Annotated in this window: 16 protein-coding genes; 12 read left to right on the forward strand and 4 right to left on the reverse strand. The window is 75.0% G+C overall.

What is annotated here, in order from left to right:
• From ACSNOK_RS16440 to ACSNOK_RS16455, 4 genes are all read left to right on the forward strand, one after another.
• Positions 1-1,115: hypothetical protein (locus ACSNOK_RS16440; RefSeq protein ID WP_436781425.1), on the forward strand; the 1,115-nt coding region annotated here is incomplete at its 5' end.
• Positions 1,112-2,113, forward strand: a complete 1,002-nt coding sequence (locus ACSNOK_RS16445) for an ABC transporter ATP-binding protein (RefSeq protein ID WP_436781426.1) — start codon at positions 1,112-1,114, stop codon at positions 2,111-2,113. The genes ACSNOK_RS16440 and ACSNOK_RS16445, both read left to right, overlap by 4 nt.
• Positions 2,110-2,928, forward strand: a complete 819-nt coding sequence (locus tag ACSNOK_RS16450; RefSeq protein WP_436781427.1) for an ABC transporter permease — start codon at positions 2,110-2,112, stop codon at positions 2,926-2,928. The genes ACSNOK_RS16445 and ACSNOK_RS16450 overlap by 4 nt, the downstream gene beginning before the upstream one ends.
• Positions 2,929-2,933: 5 nt before the next feature.
• Positions 2,934-3,788 carry an ABC transporter permease gene (locus ACSNOK_RS16455; RefSeq protein WP_436781428.1) on the forward strand — a complete coding sequence of 285 codons (855 nt, stop codon included), beginning with the start codon at positions 2,934-2,936 and terminating at the stop codon, positions 3,786-3,788.
• Positions 3,789-3,856: 68 nt separating this feature from the next.
• Here ACSNOK_RS16455 and ACSNOK_RS16460 read toward each other — a convergent pair whose 3' ends face one another.
• Both ACSNOK_RS16460 and ACSNOK_RS16465 read right to left on the reverse strand, forming a co-directional pair.
• Positions 3,857-6,310 (reverse strand): FtsX-like permease family protein, encoded by a 2,454-nt coding sequence (locus ACSNOK_RS16460; protein WP_436781429.1) that lies wholly within the window; start codon positions 6,308-6,310, stop codon positions 3,857-3,859.
• The gene (locus tag ACSNOK_RS16465; RefSeq protein ID WP_436781430.1) at positions 6,304-6,513 is read right to left on the reverse strand and encodes a hypothetical protein; all 210 of its coding nucleotides are present in this window, start codon (positions 6,511-6,513) and stop codon (positions 6,304-6,306) included. Before ACSNOK_RS16465 ends, ACSNOK_RS16460 begins: the two co-directional genes overlap by 7 nt.
• A gap of 159 nt (positions 6,514-6,672) precedes the next feature.
• Between ACSNOK_RS16465 and ACSNOK_RS16470 the strand changes: the two genes are divergently transcribed.
• The 5 genes from ACSNOK_RS16470 to ACSNOK_RS16490 all read left to right on the forward strand — a co-directional run bounded on the left by ACSNOK_RS16470 (position 6,673) and on the right by ACSNOK_RS16490 (position 10,309).
• Positions 6,673-7,971 carry a sensor domain-containing protein gene (locus tag ACSNOK_RS16470; protein WP_436781431.1) on the forward strand — a complete coding sequence of 433 codons (1,299 nt, stop codon included), beginning with the start codon at positions 6,673-6,675 and terminating at the stop codon, positions 7,969-7,971.
• Positions 7,935-8,603: a response regulator transcription factor gene (locus tag ACSNOK_RS16475; protein ID WP_436781432.1), complete on the forward strand. Its 669-nt coding sequence runs from the start codon at positions 7,935-7,937 to the stop codon at positions 8,601-8,603. The genes ACSNOK_RS16470 and ACSNOK_RS16475 overlap by 37 nt, the downstream gene beginning before the upstream one ends.
• 233 nt (positions 8,604-8,836) lie before the next feature.
• Positions 8,837-9,280, forward strand: coding sequence for a peptidase inhibitor family I36 protein (locus tag ACSNOK_RS16480; RefSeq protein WP_436781433.1), 444 nt, complete (start codon positions 8,837-8,839; stop codon positions 9,278-9,280).
• Between the two features lie 45 nt (positions 9,281-9,325).
• Positions 9,326-9,769, forward strand: a complete 444-nt coding sequence (locus tag ACSNOK_RS16485; RefSeq protein ID WP_436781434.1) for a peptidase inhibitor family I36 protein — start codon at positions 9,326-9,328, stop codon at positions 9,767-9,769.
• Positions 9,770-9,868: 99 nt separating this feature from the next.
• On the forward strand, positions 9,869-10,309 hold the full coding sequence (locus tag ACSNOK_RS16490) for a peptidase inhibitor family I36 protein (RefSeq protein WP_436781435.1): 441 nt from the start codon (positions 9,869-9,871) through the stop codon (positions 10,307-10,309).
• A 53-nt stretch (positions 10,310-10,362) separates the two neighbouring features.
• On the opposite strand, the gene ACSNOK_RS16495 is transcribed toward ACSNOK_RS16490, so the two are convergent.
• Both ACSNOK_RS16495 and ACSNOK_RS16500 read right to left on the reverse strand, forming a co-directional pair.
• Entirely contained in the window at positions 10,363-13,083 is a 2,721-nt protein-coding gene (locus ACSNOK_RS16495; protein ID WP_436781436.1) for an ATP-binding protein, read from the reverse strand.
• A gap of 243 nt (positions 13,084-13,326) precedes the next feature.
• Complete coding sequence (locus ACSNOK_RS16500; RefSeq protein ID WP_436781437.1) at positions 13,327-16,323, reverse strand: AAA family ATPase; 2,997 nt, start codon at positions 16,321-16,323, stop codon at positions 13,327-13,329.
• Positions 16,324-16,872: 549 nt separating this feature from the next.
• Here ACSNOK_RS16500 and ACSNOK_RS16505 point away from each other — a divergent pair.
• From ACSNOK_RS16505 to ACSNOK_RS16515, 3 genes are all read left to right on the forward strand, one after another.
• Positions 16,873-17,037, forward strand: a complete 165-nt coding sequence (locus tag ACSNOK_RS16505) for a hypothetical protein (RefSeq protein WP_436781438.1) — start codon at positions 16,873-16,875, stop codon at positions 17,035-17,037.
• Positions 17,038-17,659: 622 nt separating this feature from the next.
• Positions 17,660-18,214: a hypothetical protein gene (locus ACSNOK_RS16510; RefSeq protein ID WP_436781439.1), complete on the forward strand. Its 555-nt coding sequence runs from the start codon at positions 17,660-17,662 to the stop codon at positions 18,212-18,214.
• Between the two features lies 1 nt (position 18,215).
• The coding region (locus ACSNOK_RS16515; protein ID WP_436781440.1) for a hypothetical protein at positions 18,216-19,429 on the forward strand (1,214 nt) is incomplete at its 3' end.

A 19,429-nucleotide genomic window follows, 5' to 3' on the forward strand; every position in this document is an offset into this window, starting at 1 on the left:
CAGCCTCCGCACCCTCCCCCATCCGCCTCTCCGCCGCGATCATGGCCCACCCGAGCCGGGAGGCCGCCGCGCGCCGGCTGAGCGAGGCGCACCCCGAGCTGGCCGCCCGCGTCGTCACCGACCCCGACCCGCAGGGCCCGCCGTCCGCGCTGCGCACCGCGCGCCGCGCCTGGCGGGCGGTGGCGCCGGGCGCCACCCACCACCTGGTGCTCCAGGACGACGCGCTGCTGTCCCCCGGCTTCGCCGCCACGGCCGCCGCGCTGGCCGCGGCCCGGCCGGAGCACTCCGTCAGCCTGTTCACGGAGTGGGGCTCGCGGACGGCCAACGCGGTACGGGCGGCGGCCCTGCTCGGGCACGCCTGGGCCCCGGTCGTCGACGACTACCTGCCGTCCGTCGCCCTCGTCCTGCCGGCGCCGCTGGCGCTCGGCTTCGAGGAGTACGCCGCGAAGGCGGCGGCGGACGCCACGGACGACGTGACGCTGCTGGACTACCTGAGCGGCGTGGACAAGGTGGTGCCCGTCGCGGGCCCGGTCGACCACGCCAACCCGCCGAGCCTCGTCGGCAACGACGTGATGGGCCCGCGCAGCGCCGCCTGCCCGGCGTCCTTCCCCGGCGCCGGCACGGACGGTTCGACGCTGCCGGACCTGCCGGCGGTGCCGTACTTCTGCTGGTGGGAGCAGCTCGCCGTGGTGTACGTACGGGACGCGGCGGCCCCGGACGGCTGGCGCCGGGTCCCCGCCGAGGACGCCCTGGCCGAGCGCGGTATCGCCCGCGAACGGGTCGTCACGGCCCTCCGGGAGGAGCTGGCGGCGCTGCCGCACCGGGAGTTCGTCCACGACCGGGTCAGCGACGTGCTGCTGGCCGAGGTGTGGACCACGGCGTACACCCTGGGCGTGGTCACCCGCGAACTCGGCGGGGATCCGGATCCGGAGCGGCCGGCCGCCCGCGCCGCTCTCGCCACGCTCGCGCCGGGCGCGCTGCGCCGCGTGGTGCCGGTGCGCTGGCTGGCGCCCGTCGGCGAGCTGCTGAGCCCGCTGGTCAGGGCGGCGGTGCTGCGCGGCGCCGCGGACGCGCCCGCGCCGGGGGTCGCGTCCGCCGCCGAGGGCGCGCGGTGACCGGCTCCGCCCACGCCATCGACGTCACCGGCGTCACCAAGACCTTCCGCGCCTGGGACCGCTCGGCCGGCCGCACCCTGCGGCATCCGCTGCGCCGCCGCCGGGAGCGCCGCGCGGTCGCCCTGAACGACGTCGAACTACACGTCGGTCAGGGCGAGTTCATCGGCCTGCTCGGGCAGAACGGCGCCGGCAAGTCCACGCTGATCAAGCTGATGACGGGGCTGCTGCTGCCGGAGGCGGGCACGGTCCGGGTGTGCGGCCTCGACCCGTACGCCGACCGGGAGGCCAACGCCCGCAACATGGGCGTCACGTTCGGGCAGCGCACCCAGTTGTGGTGGGACCTGCCCGCCCGCGACTCGTTCGCCATCCTGCGCGACATCCACGGGCTGGCCCGGCCCGCCTGGCGGTCGGCCGTGGCCGAACTGGACGACGTGCTGGCGCTGTCCGCCTTCTGGGACACGCCGGTGCGGTTCCTGTCGCTGGGCCAGCGGGTGCGCTGCGACCTGGCCGCCGCGCTGCTGCACCGGCCCCGGGTGCTGTTCCTCGACGAGCCCACCATCGGTCTGGACGTCCTCGTCAAGGACCAGGTGCGGGAGCTGCTGAGCCGGCTGGCCGGCACGGGCGACCACTGCGTGGTCCTCACCACGCACGACATGGCGGAGGTCGAGGCCCTGTGCCGGCGCATCGTCGTCATCGACCGGGGGCGCGTCGTGCACGACGGCCCCCGCGACCGGCTGCCCGGGGCGGACGGGGAACCGGCCTTCGTGGTCGAGTTCGACGGTCCGCCGCCCGCCCTTGACCTGCTGACCGCCGAGGTCGTCTCGCGGGACGGCGCGACGGTACGGGTCCGGCCGCTGCCCGGTCACGACCGGGCCCGGGTGACCGCCGAGCTGCTCGCCGCGCACCCCGTACGGTCCGTCGTGTACGAGGGCACGACGGCCGAGGACGTCTTGCGCCGGCTCCAGGGGCGCGCCCCGGCACCGCGGGCGGGCCGATGACCCCGGACCACTCCGCCCCGCGCGCCTACCGGCTGCTGTTCCTCGTGCCGCGCGCCGAGTGGGCGTACCGGCCGCGGATCGCCGTCACCGCCTTCGTCATCGTCACGCAGGTCTTCCTCTACGTGCTGCTGTGGCGGGCGCTGTACGCGTCGAGCGACGCGCCGGTCGTCGGCCTCGACGAGCGGCAGGCCGTCACGTACTCGGTGCTCGCCACGCTGCTCGGCACCGGTCGCGTGGTCATGGAGGGGGCGTCCCAGGAGACCGCGCAGAGCAAGATCCGTGACGGGTCGGTGGTGTTCTGGTTCGTCCGCCCGCTGTCCGCCCGCCGCTACTGTGCCTGGCGGGGCGCGGGCGAGAGCCTGTACGCCACGCTGTGGCTGCTCGCCGGCCTCGCGGTGGGCGTGGCCTGCGGCCTGGTGGCGCTGCCGCCGTCGTGGGCGGCGGTCGCGGTGACGGTGCCGGCGTACCTCCTGGGCCAGGTGCTCCTGTACCAGATCGGGCTGCTGGTGGACCTGACGAGCTTCTGGACCGTCACCAGCTTCGGCGTCAACCGGCTGGTGGCCTTCGCCCAGCTCCTGCTGTCGGGAGGGCTGGTGCCGCTGTGGTTCTTCCCCGGCTGGTTCCGGGAGACCGCCGGGCACCTGCCGTTCGCCGCCACCGTCAACGTGCCCGTGTCCCTGTACACCGGCCGGGTCACTCCGGGCGAGAGCTGGCCCTACCTGGCCGAGGCGGGCCTGTGGTGCGTGGCGCTCGGCCTGCTCGGCCGCCTGGTGTGGCGGCGGGCGGCGCGCCGGCTCCTGGTCCTGGGGGGATGACCGCGATGACCACTCCCCCGCCCGGCGTCCGCCCGGCCCCCCGTCCGCTCCCGGCCGCGCCCGTGGGCCGGCTGCGCCTGGCCGCCGTCATCATGCGTGCCGGGCTGCGCAGCCAGCTCGCGAACCGCGCGGACTTCGCGATGGCCGTCGCCAACGGCGTCACGTACCAGATCACGGTGCTGCTGTTCGCGTCGGTCATCTTCAGCCGGTTCCCGTCCCTGGGCGGCTGGAGCCTCGGCGAGATCCTGCTGATCAGCAGCATCCGCATGCTGGGGCACGGCCTGTACATGCTGTTCTTCGGCAACCTCGGCCTGCTCCCGCACCTGCTCCGTGAGGGCCGCTTCGAGGCGTTCCGCACCCGCCCCGCCCCGGTCCTGCTCCAGGTGTTCACCTACGAGGCGCCCGTCAACGCGCTGGGCGACCTGGTGGTGGCCGTCGCCTCGCTCGGCGTCTGCCTGTCCCTCGTGGACATCGCCTGGACACCCGCCGCCGTCCTCTTCCTCGTCCTCGCGGTCGCGTCGGCGACGGCCCTGGAACTGGCCCTCAACCTGCACATCGCGGCACTCGTCCTCCGCTTCCGCGGCAGCGAGTCCCTCTTCTTCTGGCTCGACAACACGGCGGCCAACTTCGGCAATTACCCCCTGTCGGTCTTCCCGGCGGCCCTCCAGGCGGCGTTCACCTTCGGCGTGCCGATCGCCTTCGCCGGCTACTACCCGGCGGCCTGGCTCACGGGCCACGCCGCCTCCGTCCCCTTCACCCCTCTCCTCGTCCACCTGTCCCCCGTGGTGGCCCTGCTGCTCCTCCTCTCCGCCCGCACCGCCTGGCGCGCGGGCCTCGCCTGGTACGCCCGCAACGGCTGACGCGGCGGGACCGTCCCCACGGCGCCGGGCGGACCAGGAGGACGGCCACCCGGCACCGGACCGGAGGATCACCCCGGCCCTCCCGCACTCCCCCTCAGACAAACCCCGGCCGCCACGACCGCCGGAACCACGGCGAGCACCGCGCAGACACCCGTGACCGTCGCGAGCGTCCCCCACGGCATCCCGACGGGCGTCCCCACCGAGAGCAGGGCCAGCGCGCCCCACATCCCCGCCAGGTCGAACCCGGCGACCAGCGCGCCCAGCACCCCGCCGACCAGCACCACCGTCAACGCCTCGGCACCCACCAGCCGCAGCACCTGCCCCCTGGTGGCGCCGGCGAGCCGCAGGACGGCCAGTTCGCGAACGCGGTCGGACGTCGCCACGACGATCGTGCCGGCCAGCGAGATGCCCGTGTAGACGAGGGCGATCCCGAGAACCAGGAAGAGGCCCGCCCTGGTCGTCCGTTCGGTCCCGGGGGAGGCCGCCCGCACCCAGGCCTCCTTGGTGAGCACTTCTCCGCCCGTCGCCCGCACGGCCTGCCGCAGACGGGCTGCCACCGCATCCCGGCCGGGCCCGTCCGCGGCGTCCGCGAGCCGGACGTCGACCCGGTCGACGGGCGCCATGGGGGCGTTGCGCGGGGTGACGTAGACGCCGTTGTCCCCGGTCCCGGTGGCCATGACCGCGGCGATCCGCAGCGTCTTCCGCGTGCCGTCACCGAGCCGTACCTCCACCCGCTCCCCCACGGTGTGCCGCTCCCACTCCTCGTTGACGATGACCGAACCGTCGTCGAGATCGCTGACCCTCCCCGCGACGAGGGGCAGCCGGGCCGTCGCCGCGAGCGCCGCCGGGTCGACGGCCCGGGCGTCGGACCTGACGAGCGCCACCCCGTCCTCCACGACGTACACGGCGCTCGACGCGCTCGCCGCGATCTCGGCGCCGGGCACGGCCCGCAGCCGCCGCAGCGTCGCCGCGTCGAACCCGGCGTCGCCCGCCGGTGTGACGACGAAGTCGGCGGCCGTCCGCTCCCGCGCCTCGGCCGCCTTCGCCGCGCCGAGGCGCGCGGTGGCGCCCGGCAGCGAGCCCGCCAGCGCGACCGTGACCAGTACGGGCGCCGCGACGGCCGCCGTGCGGCGCACCCCGACGGCGGCGCTCTCGCGCACCAGCATCCCGCCCGCGCCCGGCAGCCGGGCCGGCAGCCAGGTGACCAGCCGGGTCAGCGGGCGTACCAGGACGGGCGCGAGCAGCGCCACCGCGGTGATCAGCAGCATGGGCCGGGTCACATACGTCTTGCGCCGCAGCAGGTCGCCGGGGTCCGTCAGCAGGGCGAGGGCCGGCATCGCCACGGCGGTGATCAGCAGGGCCGAGCCGAAGAGCCAACGTCCCAGTGTCATGGGCCGCGTGTCGACGGCCGCCTCGCGCAGCGCCTCGACGGGGCCGGTGCGCCCGGCCCGCCAGGCCGCGGTCAGCGCACCGCACCAGGCCACGAACAGGCCCGTGCAGAAGGCCACTTCATACGGCCAGGCGGCGTCGTGAAGGGTGAACCAGCGGGGCGCCAGGCGCTCGTCGACCGCCCATTCGGCGAGCCGGGAAGCCATCCGTGAGCCGAGCGCGCAGCCGGTGGCCGAGGCGAGCACCCCGACCACGAGCGCCTCGGTGAGGACCAGACGGCGGATCTGGGCCGGCGAGGCCCCGACGGCGCGCAACAGGCCGAATTCCCGGCGGCGTTGGGTGACCGTGAACGCGAAGGTCGAGGCCACCACGAACACCGAGACGAACCCGGTGACGCCACCGGCCGTACCGAACAGGGCGTTCAGCGCGACGAGGGCTTCGCCGTCCCGGCCGGCATCGGCGTCGGCGTCCCGGCGCGCGTCCCCGGTGAGGACCCGGACGCCCTCGCTGCCGCGCACCGCCTCCCGTACGGCCGCCGCGTCGGCGTCGACCACGAGTTGCGTGCTGAGGGGGGACAGTTCGGCGGCGCGGGCGTCGGTGTGGAAGACGGCGTTCTCGAAGCCGCGTCCGGTCACGGTGCCGACGACGCGTACCGTACCGCCGTCGGTCCGCAACCGGGCGCCCGGACGGATCCGGTCGCCGCTGACGACGACCTCGTCCGCGGCTTCGGGCGCGCGCCCCGCCCGGAGCGTGTACGGCGCGAAGCGCGCGGTGGACCAGGGGTGTCCCACCAGGCCGTCCGGTCCGCCCTCGGCCCGCACGGGGAACGACCGGTCCTGGACGACGGTCCCGAGGGCCCGCAGCCTCGCGACGACGGCGTCGGGTACCGGAAGCGGCCGGGGAAGCTTCCGGGTGCGGTCGCCGGCCGGGGTGGTCACCCGGAGGGTGTCCCGGCCCTTGACGACGACCGGCGCCGCGGCGAACCGCTCCGGCTCGCGGTGGGGGGCGTCCTGCGAGGACGCCAGGACCAGCCCCATCACGGTGATCAGCGCCACGCCCAGCGCCAGGGCGACGAAGCTCCCGGCGAAGGCGGCCCGGCGGGCACGCAGGGTGCGCAGGGCGACCCTCAGCACGGCGCCGCCTCCAGCGGGGTCACGACCGTCCGGCCGTCCCGTCCGGCCATGACGCGCTGCAGGGCCGGTCCGGTCTTGCTCGGCCCGGACGGTCCGGTGCCGCGCCCGGTGACCGAGCCGGACGTGGGCCGGTCCGGGCCGGCGCCGCATCGCCGGGTCCCGGCTCGCGGCCGGTTCACGTCGTCGTTCCTGTGGCTCTCCATGGCACCCGCTCCTCGGTTCGTCGAGGTCTCCACACAACAGCGGACTCCCCGGCGAGCGCAGTACGGCCGGGACGAGACCCGGGGTAGGGCCAGGCCTACCCCCGACGCGGGCCCGGGGCCGATGGCGCCGGCCGGCGCGGCCCGCCTACGGTCGGGCGCATGCATCCTCGGAACGTGTGGCAGGCCATGTCCCGGCCGCGCTTCGTGTCGTCGGCCTGGCCCTGGCGCTCCGCCGCGTATCTGCTCACCGGCGCGCTGACCGGCGCCGCCGCCCTGGTGACGATGGTGGTCATGGTGGTGGTCGGCGGTGTCCTCGCCGTCGTCCTGGTGGGGCTGCCGCTGCTGGTCCTGGTGGCGCTGAGCGGCCTTCCGGTGGCCTGGGTGGAGCGGCGGAGACTGCGTCTGATCGACCGCGACCCGGTGTCCGGCCGGCACCGGACACCGGACGTGCCGGGGCTGCGGGCCTGGCTGGCCACCCGGCTGCGCGAGCAGGCGACCTGGCGGGAGCTCGGCCACGCGCTCCTGCTCGCCGGGCTGTTGTGGCCGGCCGACGCCCTGGTGGTGGCATGCGCCCTGCTCCTCCCGCTGTCCATGGCCGCCGCCCCGCTGCTGATGGCCACGGCAGGCGGCGGCCGGGAGACGAAGGTGCTCAAGCTGTGGACCGTCACCACCTGGCCGGCCGCCTGGGGTGTCGCCGTGCTCGGTCTGCTCCTCCTCGGCCTGGGCTGTTACGTGCTCGGTGTCGCGGCCGGCGCCCGCGCCGGGCTGACCCGGCTGCTGATCGCCTCCCGCGAGGGCGAGCTCGGCGCCCAAGTGGTCGAACTGACCCGGTCACGCTCGCGTTTGGTGGACGCGTTCGAGGCGGAACGGCGCCGTATCGAGCGCGATCTGCACGACGGAGCGCAACAGCGGCTGGTGGCCCTGACGATGGCCCTCGGCCTGGCCCGGCTGGACGCGCCGCCGGGCCCGCTCGCCGAGCAGCTCGCCAGGGCCCACGAGGAAGCGGGCCGGGCACTCGCCGAGCTGCGCGAGCTCATTCACGGCATCCACCCCAAGGTCCTCGCGGACTACGGTCTGGAGGCCGCCGTCACCGACGCCGCCGACCGCTCCGCGATCCCGGTCGACGTCGCTCTCGACCTGCCGGGCCGGCTGCCCCAAGCAGTCGAGTCCGCCGCGTACTTCGTGGTCTGCGAGGCGCTCGCCAACGTCGCCAAGCACAGCGGGGCCGACCGTGTCCGGGTGAGCGGCGGCGTCCGCGACGGCCGCCTGTTCCTCCGGGTGCGCGACGACGGCCGGGGCGGGGCGGATGCCTCCGCGGGCAGCGGGCTCACCGGGCTGGCGGACCGGGTGGCGGCCCTGGATGGCAGACTCACCCTCTCCAGCCCGCCCGGCGGGCCGACCCTGCTACTGGTGGAGTTCCCATGCGAGTCGACAGAAGCGGCCGGCCGCTCCGCGTAGTGCTCGCCGAGGACAGCGTGCTGCTGCGGGAAGGGCTCGTCGGCCTGCTCGGCCGCTGCGGGAACGAGGTGGTGGCGGCCGTGGGGGACGCGGAGGCCCTGGTCGCCGCAGTCGGGGAGCACGACCCCGACGTCGTGGTGACGGATGTCCGCATGCCGCCCGGTTTCCGGGACGAGGGCCTCCACGCGGCAGTGCGGCTGCGGGAGGAACGGCCCGCGCTGCCGGTCCTGGTCCTCAGCCAGTACGTGCAGCGCGCCTACGCCGGCGAGCTCCTGGACTCCGGCGACGGCACGGGCGTCGGCTACCTGCTGAAGGACCGGGTGGGCCAGGTCGAGGAGTTCGTCGACGCGTTGCACGAGGTCGCGGACGGCGGGACGGTGATCGACCCCGAGGTGGTGCGCCAGTTGCTGCGCCGCCGCCGCGATCCGCTGGAACGGCTCACGCCGCGCGAGCGCGAGGTCCTGGCGCTGATCGCCGAAGGCAGGTCGAACGGCGCGATAGCCAGGGAACTGGTGGTTTCCGAGGCCGCGATCGGCAAGCACATCGGCAGCATCCTCACCAAGCTGGACCTGCCTCCGACGGACGAGACCCACCGCCGGGTACTGGCCGTCCTCGCCTACCTGCGGGCCTGACGGGCGGCTTTCGGCGGTCGGAGCGGCCTGCCCCCCGCCGCGGCCGCCCGGCGGCGACGTCGCTCCGGGCTGTGGATTCACGGCCGGACGCACCGACGCCTCGGTCCGATGTGCCCCTGGTGTCTCCGGCGGCACAGTGGAGTTGCTCCGCGAGCGACCTCGCCGGAGCGACGCCTTCGCGCTGACAGCGCGTACGCCGGCTCGGGCCGGCGGAGGAGACAGAGGAGACCTTGATGAACCTGCGGAGAACAGCCGTGCGCATCGCGGTGGGCGCCGCCGCCCTGACGGGGGCGTTCGCCGTCACGACGTCGAGCGCGAGCGCCGACATCCTGACCTCGATCGAGACCGGCTCCGGCAAGTGCCCCGCCAACTGGGTGTGCCTGTGGAGCGACAACAACTTCGTCCGGGGCAACCCGGGCGGCGGCAGCGACTACGGGGCCGTGGGGTCCGACAGCGACGTCGCGGACATGGGCAAGTTCAAGTACGAGAGCAAGCTCTGGCGTTGGAAGGGCATGCAGGACGACGCCTCCTCGGTCGTGAACAACACCCGGAGCAGCATCTGCTTCTACGAGCACAACGGGTACGGCGGCGCGGAGTTCAAGATCGGCCCCGGCGAGAAGTGGGCCTCCGTCCCGCCGTGGATCAACGACAAGATCAGCTCCTTCAAGCACTGCTGACCCGTCATTCCAAGCCGAGATCCGAAAACCCGAGAAAGAGGAACCATGTTCTCGAAGCTCCCGAAGAAGATGACGCGGCTCGCGCTGGGCGCAGCCGCCGCGGCCGGGCTGGTCGTGGCCACGGCGGCCTCCGCGAGCGCCACCAATGTCTTCGACATCGGCCACGGGGCCGGTTCGTGCCCCGACGGCTACGTCTGCCTGTGGTCGGAAGGCAACTTCATTCGCGGCGGGTTCGTCTACGACCACAAGTTCGGCTCCTTCGCGTCGAACCAGAACGTCAGCGACCTGGGCAAGCTGGCCCGCACGTCCACCGGGGACAAGGGCATACAGGACGTCACGTCGTCCGTGATCAACAACACGGGCAGCAGCATCTGCTTCTACGAGCACAACGGGTACGGCGGCCTGCAGTTCAAGGTCGGCCCCCGGGAGCAGTGGCCCTCCGTCCCGTCCTGGATCAACGACAAGATCAGCTCCTTCAAGTACTGCTGATCCGCCCCTTTCCGGCCTTCAGACCTTGAGCCCCTCCACCCCATCGACCTTTCGACCTTTCGACCTTTCGGCCTTTCGACCTTTCGACCTTTCGACCGGATGAGAATGACATTGCCCAAGAAGACGGCCCGGCGCGGCCTGTACACCGTCGTCGCCGCAGCCGGACTGATCCTGACCGCGACGGCCTCCGCGAGCGCCGACACGATCCTCGGCATCGGGCAGGGTGCCGGAGCGTGCCCCGCCAACCACGTCTGCCTGTGGTCCGAGAACGGGTTCGTCGGCAACACCGGCGGCCACAAGTTCGGTGCGATCGCGTCGGACCGGAACATCGGCGACCTGGGAAAGCTGGAGCGGAGCGGCGCCTTGTGGACGGGGATGCAGGACATCACGTCGTCCGTGGTGAACAACACCGGCAGCAGCGTCTGCTTCTACGAGCACAACGGGTACGGCGGCCTGCAGTTCAAGGTCGGCCCCCGGGAGCAGTGGGCCTCCGTCCCGCCCTGGATCAACGACAAGATCAGCTCCTTCAAGTACTGCTGAGACAAGTACCGGGACAAGTACTGCTCAAAGCAGCCCCGCCGCGGGTCGGGCGGTCACCGGTCGACGAGGGCTCCCTCGATCTCGCGGCGGGACGAGACCCCCAGCTTGGCGAAGACCTTGCGCAGGTGCCACTCGACCGTGCGGGGGCTGAGGAACAGCTGCGCGCCGATCTCCGCGTTCGGGTGCCCGGTGGCCGCGAGCCGGGCTATCCGGGCCTCCTGCGGGGTCAGCACCGGCGAGCCGGGGGTCCGTTTGCGAACGGTCTCACCGGTGGCGAGCAGTTCCCGCCGGGCCCGCTCGGCGTACGCCTCCATGCCCATCGCGGAGGCCGCCTCGTACGCCGCGGTCAGCTCGGTGCGGGCCTGGGCCCGCCGGTTCCGGCGGCGCAGCCACTCACCGAACAGCAGCCGGGCCCGGGCCTCCAGCACGCCGAGCCCGCCCCGCCCGAAGTGGTCGGCGGCCTCGCGGTAGCGGTCCTCGGCCTGCTCGGGGTCGCCGGCCAGCGCGTCGGCGACCGCCCGCGCGCCGAGGGCCCAGGGCGTGCCGGCCCGGCCCCAGTCGGCCAGCCGCTCGCGCGCCCGCGCGGCCACCTCCGGCCGCCCGGCCCGGGTCGCGGCCTCGACCAGCTCGGCGCACGTCCAGTGGTGTACGACGAGGTCCTGGTACTCCCCGCCCCGGAGTGCCGCTTCCATGGCGAGCGGGTATTCGCCCAGGCCGTTGTGGAGCACGGCCCGCGCGCACGCGGCCATGCCGTCGAGTCGGCCCAGGCCGCGCTGCCCGCCCTCCCTCTCCATCGCCTCGATCAGTTCCAGGGCCGGCCGTTTCCGCCCCCGGTACGCGCTGAGCAGGGCCGACGAGACCATGCTCGTCGCCGCGCCCACCGGCTCCTCGACGGCCCTGGCCTCGGTCAGCAGGTCCCGGGCTTCGGAGAAGCGCCCCGCGTAGACCATCGAGGCCGCCCGGTAGGGCAAGGCCGTCGAGAGGATCGACAGCGTGCCCGTCGTCCGGGCGAAACGGATCGCCCGGCCGGTGATGTCCAGCCAGGACCGGAGGTCGCCGAGCTCCACGGCCGCGTTCGCGGCCGGCCACAGGACGGCCAGGTCCTCGTCGCGGGTGAGGGAGCGCAGCGCCTGCGCCAGCGGGGGGAAGGCGGCGACCGGTCCGTCGGTGGTCCACGTGACCAGGGCCCGCAGGAAGAGTCCCGCCGTCTCGTCGCCGGGCGGCAGGCCGCGGGCCGCGTCGGCGGCTCGTCGCAGTCCGTCCGCGTCGTGCCGGCCGGCCCAGACGGCCGCGCCGAACACCGCGAGATACGTCTCCCGCGCGGCGGCCGGATCCAGGTCCCTCAGGCGGCCCGCCGCGTCGAGCAACGGCTGCACCGCGCCGAACCCCGGGCTCGTCATGGACGACGCCCTGGCCCGCAGCCGGCTGACGTCGGCCGCCTGCGGCGGGTCCAGCGGCGCCAGTTCGGCGGCGGCGAGCAGGTCGGGCACCCGGGCCGGCCGGCCCGCCGCGAGGTGCGCGCCCGCGGCCGCCAGCGCGCGCCGCGCCCGTTCCTTCGGCTCGGGGCTGAGCGCGGCGGCGCGTTCCAGGAAGGAAGCGGCGGCCGCTCGTCCGCCGCGCGCCAGGGCCCGGTCGGCGGAGCGCTCCAGCGCGGCGGCGACCGGCTCGTCCGGTCCGACCGCGGCGTGGGCCTGGTGCCAGGCCCGCCGGTCGGGGTCGCGCTCGGCGTCGGTGGCCTCGGCCAGCGCGCGGTGCGCCGCGCGGAGCGCGGTGGCGTCCGCGCCGCGCCAGACGGCCGACCGCACCAGCGGGTGCCGGAACCGCACCGAGGCTCCGACGGTGATCAGGCTCGCCGCCTCGGCCGGCGCGGCGGCCTCCATCCCGATCCCGAGCAGGCGCAGCGCGTGCCACAACAGCGGTGTGTCGCCGACCGGTTCGACCGCCGCGACGAGCAACAGGGCCCGGGTGTCGGCCGGCAGCGCGTCGACGCGGCGGCGCAGGCCGTCCTCGACCCGGTTCGCCAGCGGTCCGGCGCCGGGGCCGCCGAAGCCGAACGCCAGCTCCGCCGGGGACAGGTCCCGGGGCAGTTCCAGCAGGGCGAGCGGGTTCCCCCCGGTCTCGGCGACGATCCGGTCCCGTACCCGGGCGTCGACCGGCCCGGGGAGGACGCTGTCGAGCAGGGTCCGCGCGTCGGCGTCGGACAGCCCGCGCAGGGTGAGGTCCGGCAGGCCGGAACAGCCGTCCTCCTTCTCCCCCTCGGTGGTCCGCACGGCGAACACCAAGGCGACCGATTCGGCCTCCAGCCGGCGCCCGACGAACGCGAGGATCCGCTGCGACATCAGGTCCAGGCACTGCGCGTCGTCGACCAGGCACACCAGCGGGGACTCGGCCGCGGCCTCGGCGAAGAGCCCGAGGACCGCGATCCCGACCAGCAGCATCTCGGGCGGCTGCCCGGCGCTCAGGCCGAACGCGACGCGCAGGGCGTCCCGTTGGACCGGCGGCAGCCGGTCGAGGAGGGACAGCAAGGGGGCGCACAGGCGCTGCAGGGCCGAGTAGGCGAACTCGGACTCGGCTTCGACGCCCGCCGCGTACACCGTCCGCCACGGCGCGGCCCGCTCGGCCAGCCGGTCGAGCAGGGCCGATTTGCCGACGCCGGCCTCGCCGCGCAGCACCAGCACCCGGCTGCGCCCGTCGCGCACGTCGCGCAGCAGCCGGTCCAGCACCTCCAGCTCGCGGGTCCGGCCGAGGAGACGGTGTTCGGCGTGATGCGGCATGTGACCTCCGGTACGGCGTTCCTCCCGGAGGAGCCTGGCCCATCTTACGAGCACTCGGCCCCGCTGACCTGCATGGATTCGGTCACCTCCGCGACCGGCGGCACTGCTCCGACGCCGTACGCCCGGGGGCGACGCCTGCGCCGGGCCGCTTCCCCGGAAGGCGCGGATACGGGGAGGGCCGGGAGACCGGCGGGCACGGGAGACCCCGGCGATCCGGGGGGGTGGGGCGATCCCGTCCCGACGTCAGACCGATGCGCCCTCCTCGACCCGGCTCAGCGCGTCGCGCAGCGCCGCCCGGGCCGTGATGCCCAACTTGGGGAAGGCGCGGTACAAGTGCGAGCTGACGGTGCGTGGGGACAGGTGCATCCGCTCGCCGATCTCCTTGTTGGTCAGGCCGCTCGCGGCCAGGTCGGCGATGCGGCGTTCCTGCCAGGTGAGCGAATCCGGGTTCCGGTTCGCGGCGCGGGGCGGGGTGGTGGCCGCGTGCGGGACCGCCCGGGACGGGGTGCGGGCCGCCAACGACCCGGCCTTGGACGGCGTACGGGCCGCGGTCGACCCGGACCTGGACGGGGTACGGGCCGCGGTCGACCCGGCCCCGGACGGCGTACGGGCCACGGTCGACCCGGCCCCGGACGGGGTACGGGCCGCCCGTGCCCCTGCCCGGGGCGGCCCGCCGGCGCCCTCCGGTACGGCCCGAGGCGGGGCCCCGATCGCGCGCGCCGCGGCGTGGGCCCGCTCGGCCCAACCGACCGCGCCCAGCCGCTCGAACGCCTCCGCCGCCGGCGCCAAGTACTGCCGTGCCGCGGCGTGGCCCCGGGCACGGCACACGCTCATGCCGTACGCGAACCGGACCCGGGCCAGCTCGAACGGGAAGCGGGCGGCGTCCGGGTGGGACTCGGCCCGCGCGAACATCTCGGCGGCCTCCCGCTCGTCCTCGGCGGTCACCGCCAGCGCGCCATGGGTGATCAGCCCCAGGCGCGGTGACACCCCCGGCAGACCGGCGTCGTGGGCGGCCGCGGCGTGAGCCCGGGCCTCCTCGGCGCGGCCGGTGTGCAGGGCGGCCTCGACGAGATCGAGGAGGGTGCGCGGGGCCTGGTGCGCGTACGGCCGGAACGTGCCCGGCCGCGTGATGCCGGCGGCGTACCGGTACGCGGCCTCGTAATCGCCGGCGCTCAACGCGGCGGTCGCGCCGGCCGCGTCGGCGACCTGGATCAGGAACCCCAGCCCGCGTGGGCGGGCCCAGGCGTCCACCTCGGCCCGCAGCTCCCGCGCCCGCTCGATCCGGCCGCGCAGCGCGGCGAGTTGGGCCAGATACGCGCGGCTCTGGGCCGCGAACAGGTGGTGGCCGTGCGCGACCGCCAGGTCGAGGCCGCGCTGCCCGGCGTTCTCGGCCTCGGCCCATTCGCCGGCCGCCATCCGGTCGAGCGTGATCTGGTGCAGCATGACCAGGCCGGTGGCCACGGCCCCGGTCTCCAACTCGCGGTCCGTGACGCGCCGCAGATGGGCGCGGTACCCGTCCAGGAGGTCGAGGTGGTACGCGGCCACGCCCAGCCGTGCGGCCTCCCAGGGCTCCAGGTCCGGCAGGTCCGCGGCGGCGCGCCGCACCGGCTCGGCCCAGTCGGCCCCGTGCCTGGTCACATCGCTCCACGTGCCGCTGTAGAGCCGCGCGCGCTCGGTGACGAGGCCGCCCATGGAGGCGAGCAGTTGGTGCGTGCTCTCCCAGCCGGCCCGGTCGCCGCTGTACTGACTGATCGCCAGGAGAAGGACCACCAGCCGGTCGAGCACCTCCTCGGACCCAGCCGGCCCGCCGTCCCGGAGCCTCGCGATCGCGGCCGAGACCTGTCGGTGGGTGGAACGGACGTCACCGTCCAGGTACAGCGCCTGGTAACCGGCGGCGAGCACCGAGGCCGGCGACCCCAAGGCACCCGCGGCGGGATCGGCCCGGAGGATCCGGTGCGCCTGGTCGGACGAAGCGGCGTGGCAGGCGACGAAGGCCGCGTCGGCCAGCCGCCGCGACCGCTCGGTGTCACTCTCGCTGAGCTCGGCTGCCCGGGTCAGCCAGGTCACGGCCGCCGGCGCGCCGCCGCGCCGGGTCGCGCACCGGGCCGCCGCTTCCAGGGCGCCGGCGACGCCCTCGTCGGGACCGACCGCGGCCGCCGCCAGGTGCGCCGCCCGGCGCTCGGGGCGCACCCGGTGGAACCGGGCCAGCGCCCGGTGCGCGGCGCGCAGCCGGCTCGGCGTGGCCAGTCGCACGACCGTGGGGCGCACCAGCGGGTGGCGGAAGACGAGTTCACCGGTGGCCGCCTCGACCTCCAGCAGCCCGGCGGTCACCGCCGCGTCGGCGTCGCGCATGACGTAGCGCGTTCCGGAGCCGGCGTCGGTGCCGCCGGGGTCTCCGGCGCCGTCGAGCGCGCCCATCAGCAGCTCGTTCCGTACCCGCTCGTCGAGCGCTTCGACGCGGCTGCCGAACAGCCGTCGCGAGCGCGGGGACAGCGGTACGTCGTGCGGGCCGACGGGGTCCTCGGCCGGAAGGCCGCCCGACCGGCCGGCGCGGTGGGCGGCCAGTTCCAGCAAGGCCAGCGGGTTGCCCCGGGCCTTCGCGAGGACGGCGCGGCGGAGTTCTGGGTCCAGCTCCGGGTGGCGAGCGTCCAGCAGGCGTGCCGCGTCCTCGTCGGGGAGGGCGGCGACCGGCAGTTCGGGCAGCGCGGCGGTGTCGAAGCGCGACGAGATGTCGGCGCGGACCGCGACCAGCAGCTTCACCGGACCGCCGGCCAGGCGCCGGCCGACGAACCCGCAGACGTCGGCGCTGACGTCGTCCAGCCACTGCCCGTCGTCGAGGACCAGCGAGAGCGGCCGCCGGGCGGAGGAGAGTGCCAGCAGGCCGAGGACGGCGATGCCCAGCTCCATGACCGACGGCGGCTCGCCCCGCCCTCCGCCGAACACGGCGTCCAGCGCCGCCCGGGCGCCGTCGTCCAGGCGCGCGACGTCGGGGAGCAGCGGATGGAGGAACTGGTGCAGACCGGCGTAGGGCAGTCCGGACTCCGCCTCCGTACCGGCGGCCCGGATGACGAGGTGTCCCTCCCGCTCGGCCAGCGCGGCGGCGTGGTGCACCAGCGTCGTCCTCCCTGCCCCGGCCTCTCCCCGCACGACCAGGGCCCGGCCCGTGCCGGACTTCACGAACTCCCGGAGTTCCGCCTGTTCGCCGTCGCGGCCCACCATCGCCGTGGTGATCGCTTGCATGCCTCTCCTGTTTCCCTTCCCGGTAACGCTCCCACCGCACGGCGGCTCGGAACGCGCCGGGGCGGTGGCGGGCTTCGGCACCGGGGGCTCCCGCAGGCCTCCCACGGGCCGGGCCGGTGAGAGGACGTGTCCGGGAGCCCCCGCCTCCCCTGCGGATGGGTCATCCCGGGGAGCCAGTGGCCATCCGCCGACCACGATCCCGGAGCCGGGGCCCGGTCGAACCGGTGCCGAACCCTGGCCGGTACCCGGGCCCGTACACCAGGGGCCCGTGGGGCACCGGCTCGACGGGAGCACGCGCGCCGGGAAGTCGACGCCGCCGAAGCATCCGAACGCACGGTCATCCGGGGCACGACGGCCCCCGCCTTCCGGACAAGGCGTCGTGGGGCCGGAACGCGGCGGCGCGCGGCGAACCTGCTGCCATGGGGACGAGGCTCGGGCCGCTGGTGGTCACCGGCACGGGCCCGGCCGCATCGGGACCCGGGAATGTCAGTGGTGAGCCCTATCGTGGTGGTACGGCGCTTTACGGGGAGACGCCAAGGGGGGAGCGGCATGCCCGAGTGGGTTCTCGCGATACTCATTCCGATCGGTCTGTCGGCGGTGGGCCTGGTGGCCTTCTTGATCTGGGCCCGCCTGGGGACGAAGGAACCGCTGAAGCACGACAACCGGATGCCGGAAACCCATTTCTCACAGGGGGGTGGGATCGGCAGCTGGTGACCGGGAGCGGGCTCCGCCTGGCGGCGCATCCCCCGCCGGACGGAGCCCGGGCCGCCTTCGTATGGCCGGCCTGGCCCGGCCCCGAGCCTCACGAGCCGGAGAGCTCGACCAATTCCGTGATCTTTTGGTCAGGACCGATCGTCACGTTGCTCGGTGTCGAAGGCGTAGGTGTACGTCGCGCCTTCAGGGCGGTAGAAAGCGCCTTCGTCCATCTTCGTGTCGCAGGAGACCTTGGCCGGGCCGGCGCCGCGCCGGCCGAGCACTTCGCGTCGCCCCTCGCGTCGCCCTTGGCGTCGCCGTCGGTGGTCCCGAGGCGGTCAGCGCGAGGACGCCGGAGACGACGAGCGCGGTCATGACGGCATGACGAACGGACATCGTGATCCCCCGTGGTACTGCCCGGCGCCGAGCGCCGGGTCGAACAGTGAACTCTTGACGAACAGGCGGGAGCCCATGGCATGCCCATGGCGCCAACCGGCCACCGACCCACCCCTGATCAAACTGCGACGGAAAGACGACACGCCCGTGTCCGACCCGTGCCCGGGAGTCGACCCCCGAACGGGCAAAGCAGGTGAAGCGGGTAAAGCCCTGTCAGCCCGGCGCACTCATCCCTAAGCTCGTGTGTATGCAGTGGCTGGAGGGTGCGCTGTGGGGTGCTTTCGGCGGATTCGCCATGGAAGCGCTCGACTACATCATCGCGGTGCGCCGGTGGCGCGAACTGCCCTGGAAGGTCGGGGCGAACAGCCTCGTGAACGACCGTCAGCCCGCACCGGCGCGCAGCGCCCCGCAGGGGAAGGAGCCGCCCGCCCCGGGCCTCCTCGCCTACACCATCGCGGGCGTCCTGCGGGCGGTGGTCGGCTGCGGGGTGGCGGCGGCGATCACCCGTACGTCCCCGGAGGCGGTGTCCGCCTGGCTGGTGGTCCTCGTCGGGGCGACGGCGCCCGTCGTCCTGGAGAAGGTCACGATGTTCGTGCCGCTCGTCGCGCACGTCGGCAGGGAGGGCATCGCGGCGACACTCCAGCAGGCACAGCAGTCCGGCGGCACCGGGCCGCCCGGGACCGGTCCGCAGCCGCCCGCGAACGGGGTGCCCTCCCCGGCCGTGAGCGGCGACACCGCTCCCGGCGGTGCCGTCCCGATGCGGGACGGTACGGGCACCGCCCCGCACGAAGGAGGGGTGTGACGTGCGGGCCGAATCCCTCGCGGGCCGCGTCGTCGCGGTCGTGTCCCGGCGCGCCCCCGCGTTCCGGGACGCGCCGGGGACGAACGCGGCGCACGGCTGGGCGCAGGCGGTCGAACGCGGCCTCGCACGAGCGCGCGAGGACCGGGAAGAGCGAACCGCCCGGACCTCGGACCGGTACGCCCATCGCGCCTCGGAAGCGGCGATCATCTACCGCGCCGCGGCCGCCCGGAAACTCCGGCAGCGACTGAACCCCGCCGAGCAGACGGCGGCGCGCGGAGCGGCGGGTACCGCCGCGTCGACGCTCGGCGCCCCGCGGAAGCCGTCGGGCCTGCCCCTACCGCTCCCTCCTCTGCCCGGAGTCGGCACGGCCGACGAGGCGATCCTCATCCTCGCCCGGCGTCTCCGTCGTGTCGGGCCGGCCGCGCACCAGCGGGGCACGGCGGGTTCGTCCGCCGCCGGCAGGACGGCGTCGCTCCTGCCCGGCTTCCTCTGCGGCCTCCTGGTCGTCGCGTTGCTCACGCTCCCCTTCGGGATCGCGGGCCTCGCCGGCCTGCTCGTCTGGCTGGCGGCCGGGGCCCTCTTCCTGCTGGGAGCCACCGGGCGCGGTGTCGCCCGGCGGCTGCTCCGGCTCCGTCCCCCCACGGCGAAGGAGGCGCACGGGCTGGCACCGGTGTGGCGGGAGGTCTGCGCACGCTCCGGCCTCGACCCCGGCGCCCACGACGTCTGGATCGCGGACGCCGACCGGCTGGACGGCACACTCCCGGCCGGTCGCGTCATCGGCGTCCCACGCGGCGCCCTCGACCGACTGAACAGCCATGAACTGGCCGCACTGTTGGCACGGGAACTGGGCCGCCGACGAGGCACCCCCCTCCCCTACCTCTGGTACGCGCTGCCGGGCCGCGCCGTCGCGTGGCTGCTCCACACGCTGGTGGCAGGGCCGCTGCGCTGGTCGCGCACACTCTCGTATCTGACGGCCGGGCTCGTCCTGGCAGGCGCGGGGGCCTCGGCCTTCGCGACCCGGTCCTGGTGGCACTGGCTGCCGCTCCTGCTGCTGGCGACGGCCGTACTACAGGCCGCCCTCGACCGACGGGCCGAACTGCGCGCGGACCGGTTCGCGGCGGACCTCGGCTTCGCACTCCCACTGGCCGTCGTCCTCACAAAGACCCGCCGCGACCACCCCAACGCCCCCCACACCCCCCTCACCCAACTACTTTC

The organism is Streptomyces sp. URMC 126 (assembly GCF_051386555.1).
In the GTDB taxonomy this organism is placed as follows: Bacteria; Actinomycetota; Actinomycetes; order Streptomycetales; family Streptomycetaceae; genus Streptomyces.

Bases quoted from the DNA above. Each gene is read 5' to 3' on its own strand.
- ACSNOK_RS16500 (WP_436781437.1), bottom strand. From the start codon at position 16,323: ATGCAAGCGATCACCACGGCGATGGTGGGCCGCGACGGCGAACAGGCG.
- ACSNOK_RS16490 (WP_436781435.1), top strand. From the start codon at position 9,869: ATGAGAATGACATTGCCCAAGAAGACGGCCCGGCGCGGCCTGTACACC.
- ACSNOK_RS16455 (WP_436781428.1), top strand. From the start codon at position 2,934: ATGACCACTCCCCCGCCCGGCGTCCGCCCGGCCCCCCGTCCGCTCCCG.
- ACSNOK_RS16505 (WP_436781438.1), top strand. From the start codon at position 16,873: ATGCCCGAGTGGGTTCTCGCGATACTCATTCCGATCGGTCTGTCGGCG.
- ACSNOK_RS16510 (WP_436781439.1), top strand. From the start codon at position 17,660: ATGCAGTGGCTGGAGGGTGCGCTGTGGGGTGCTTTCGGCGGATTCGCC.
- ACSNOK_RS16495 (WP_436781436.1), bottom strand. From the start codon at position 13,083: ATGCCGCATCACGCCGAACACCGTCTCCTCGGCCGGACCCGCGAGCTG.
- ACSNOK_RS16465 (WP_436781430.1), bottom strand. From the start codon at position 6,513: ATGGAGAGCCACAGGAACGACGACGTGAACCGGCCGCGAGCCGGGACC.
- ACSNOK_RS16470 (WP_436781431.1), top strand. From the start codon at position 6,673: ATGCATCCTCGGAACGTGTGGCAGGCCATGTCCCGGCCGCGCTTCGTG.
- ACSNOK_RS16475 (WP_436781432.1), top strand. From the start codon at position 7,935: ATGCGAGTCGACAGAAGCGGCCGGCCGCTCCGCGTAGTGCTCGCCGAG.
- ACSNOK_RS16485 (WP_436781434.1), top strand. From the start codon at position 9,326: ATGTTCTCGAAGCTCCCGAAGAAGATGACGCGGCTCGCGCTGGGCGCA.
- ACSNOK_RS16480 (WP_436781433.1), top strand. From the start codon at position 8,837: ATGAACCTGCGGAGAACAGCCGTGCGCATCGCGGTGGGCGCCGCCGCC.
- ACSNOK_RS16450 (WP_436781427.1), top strand. From the start codon at position 2,110: ATGACCCCGGACCACTCCGCCCCGCGCGCCTACCGGCTGCTGTTCCTC.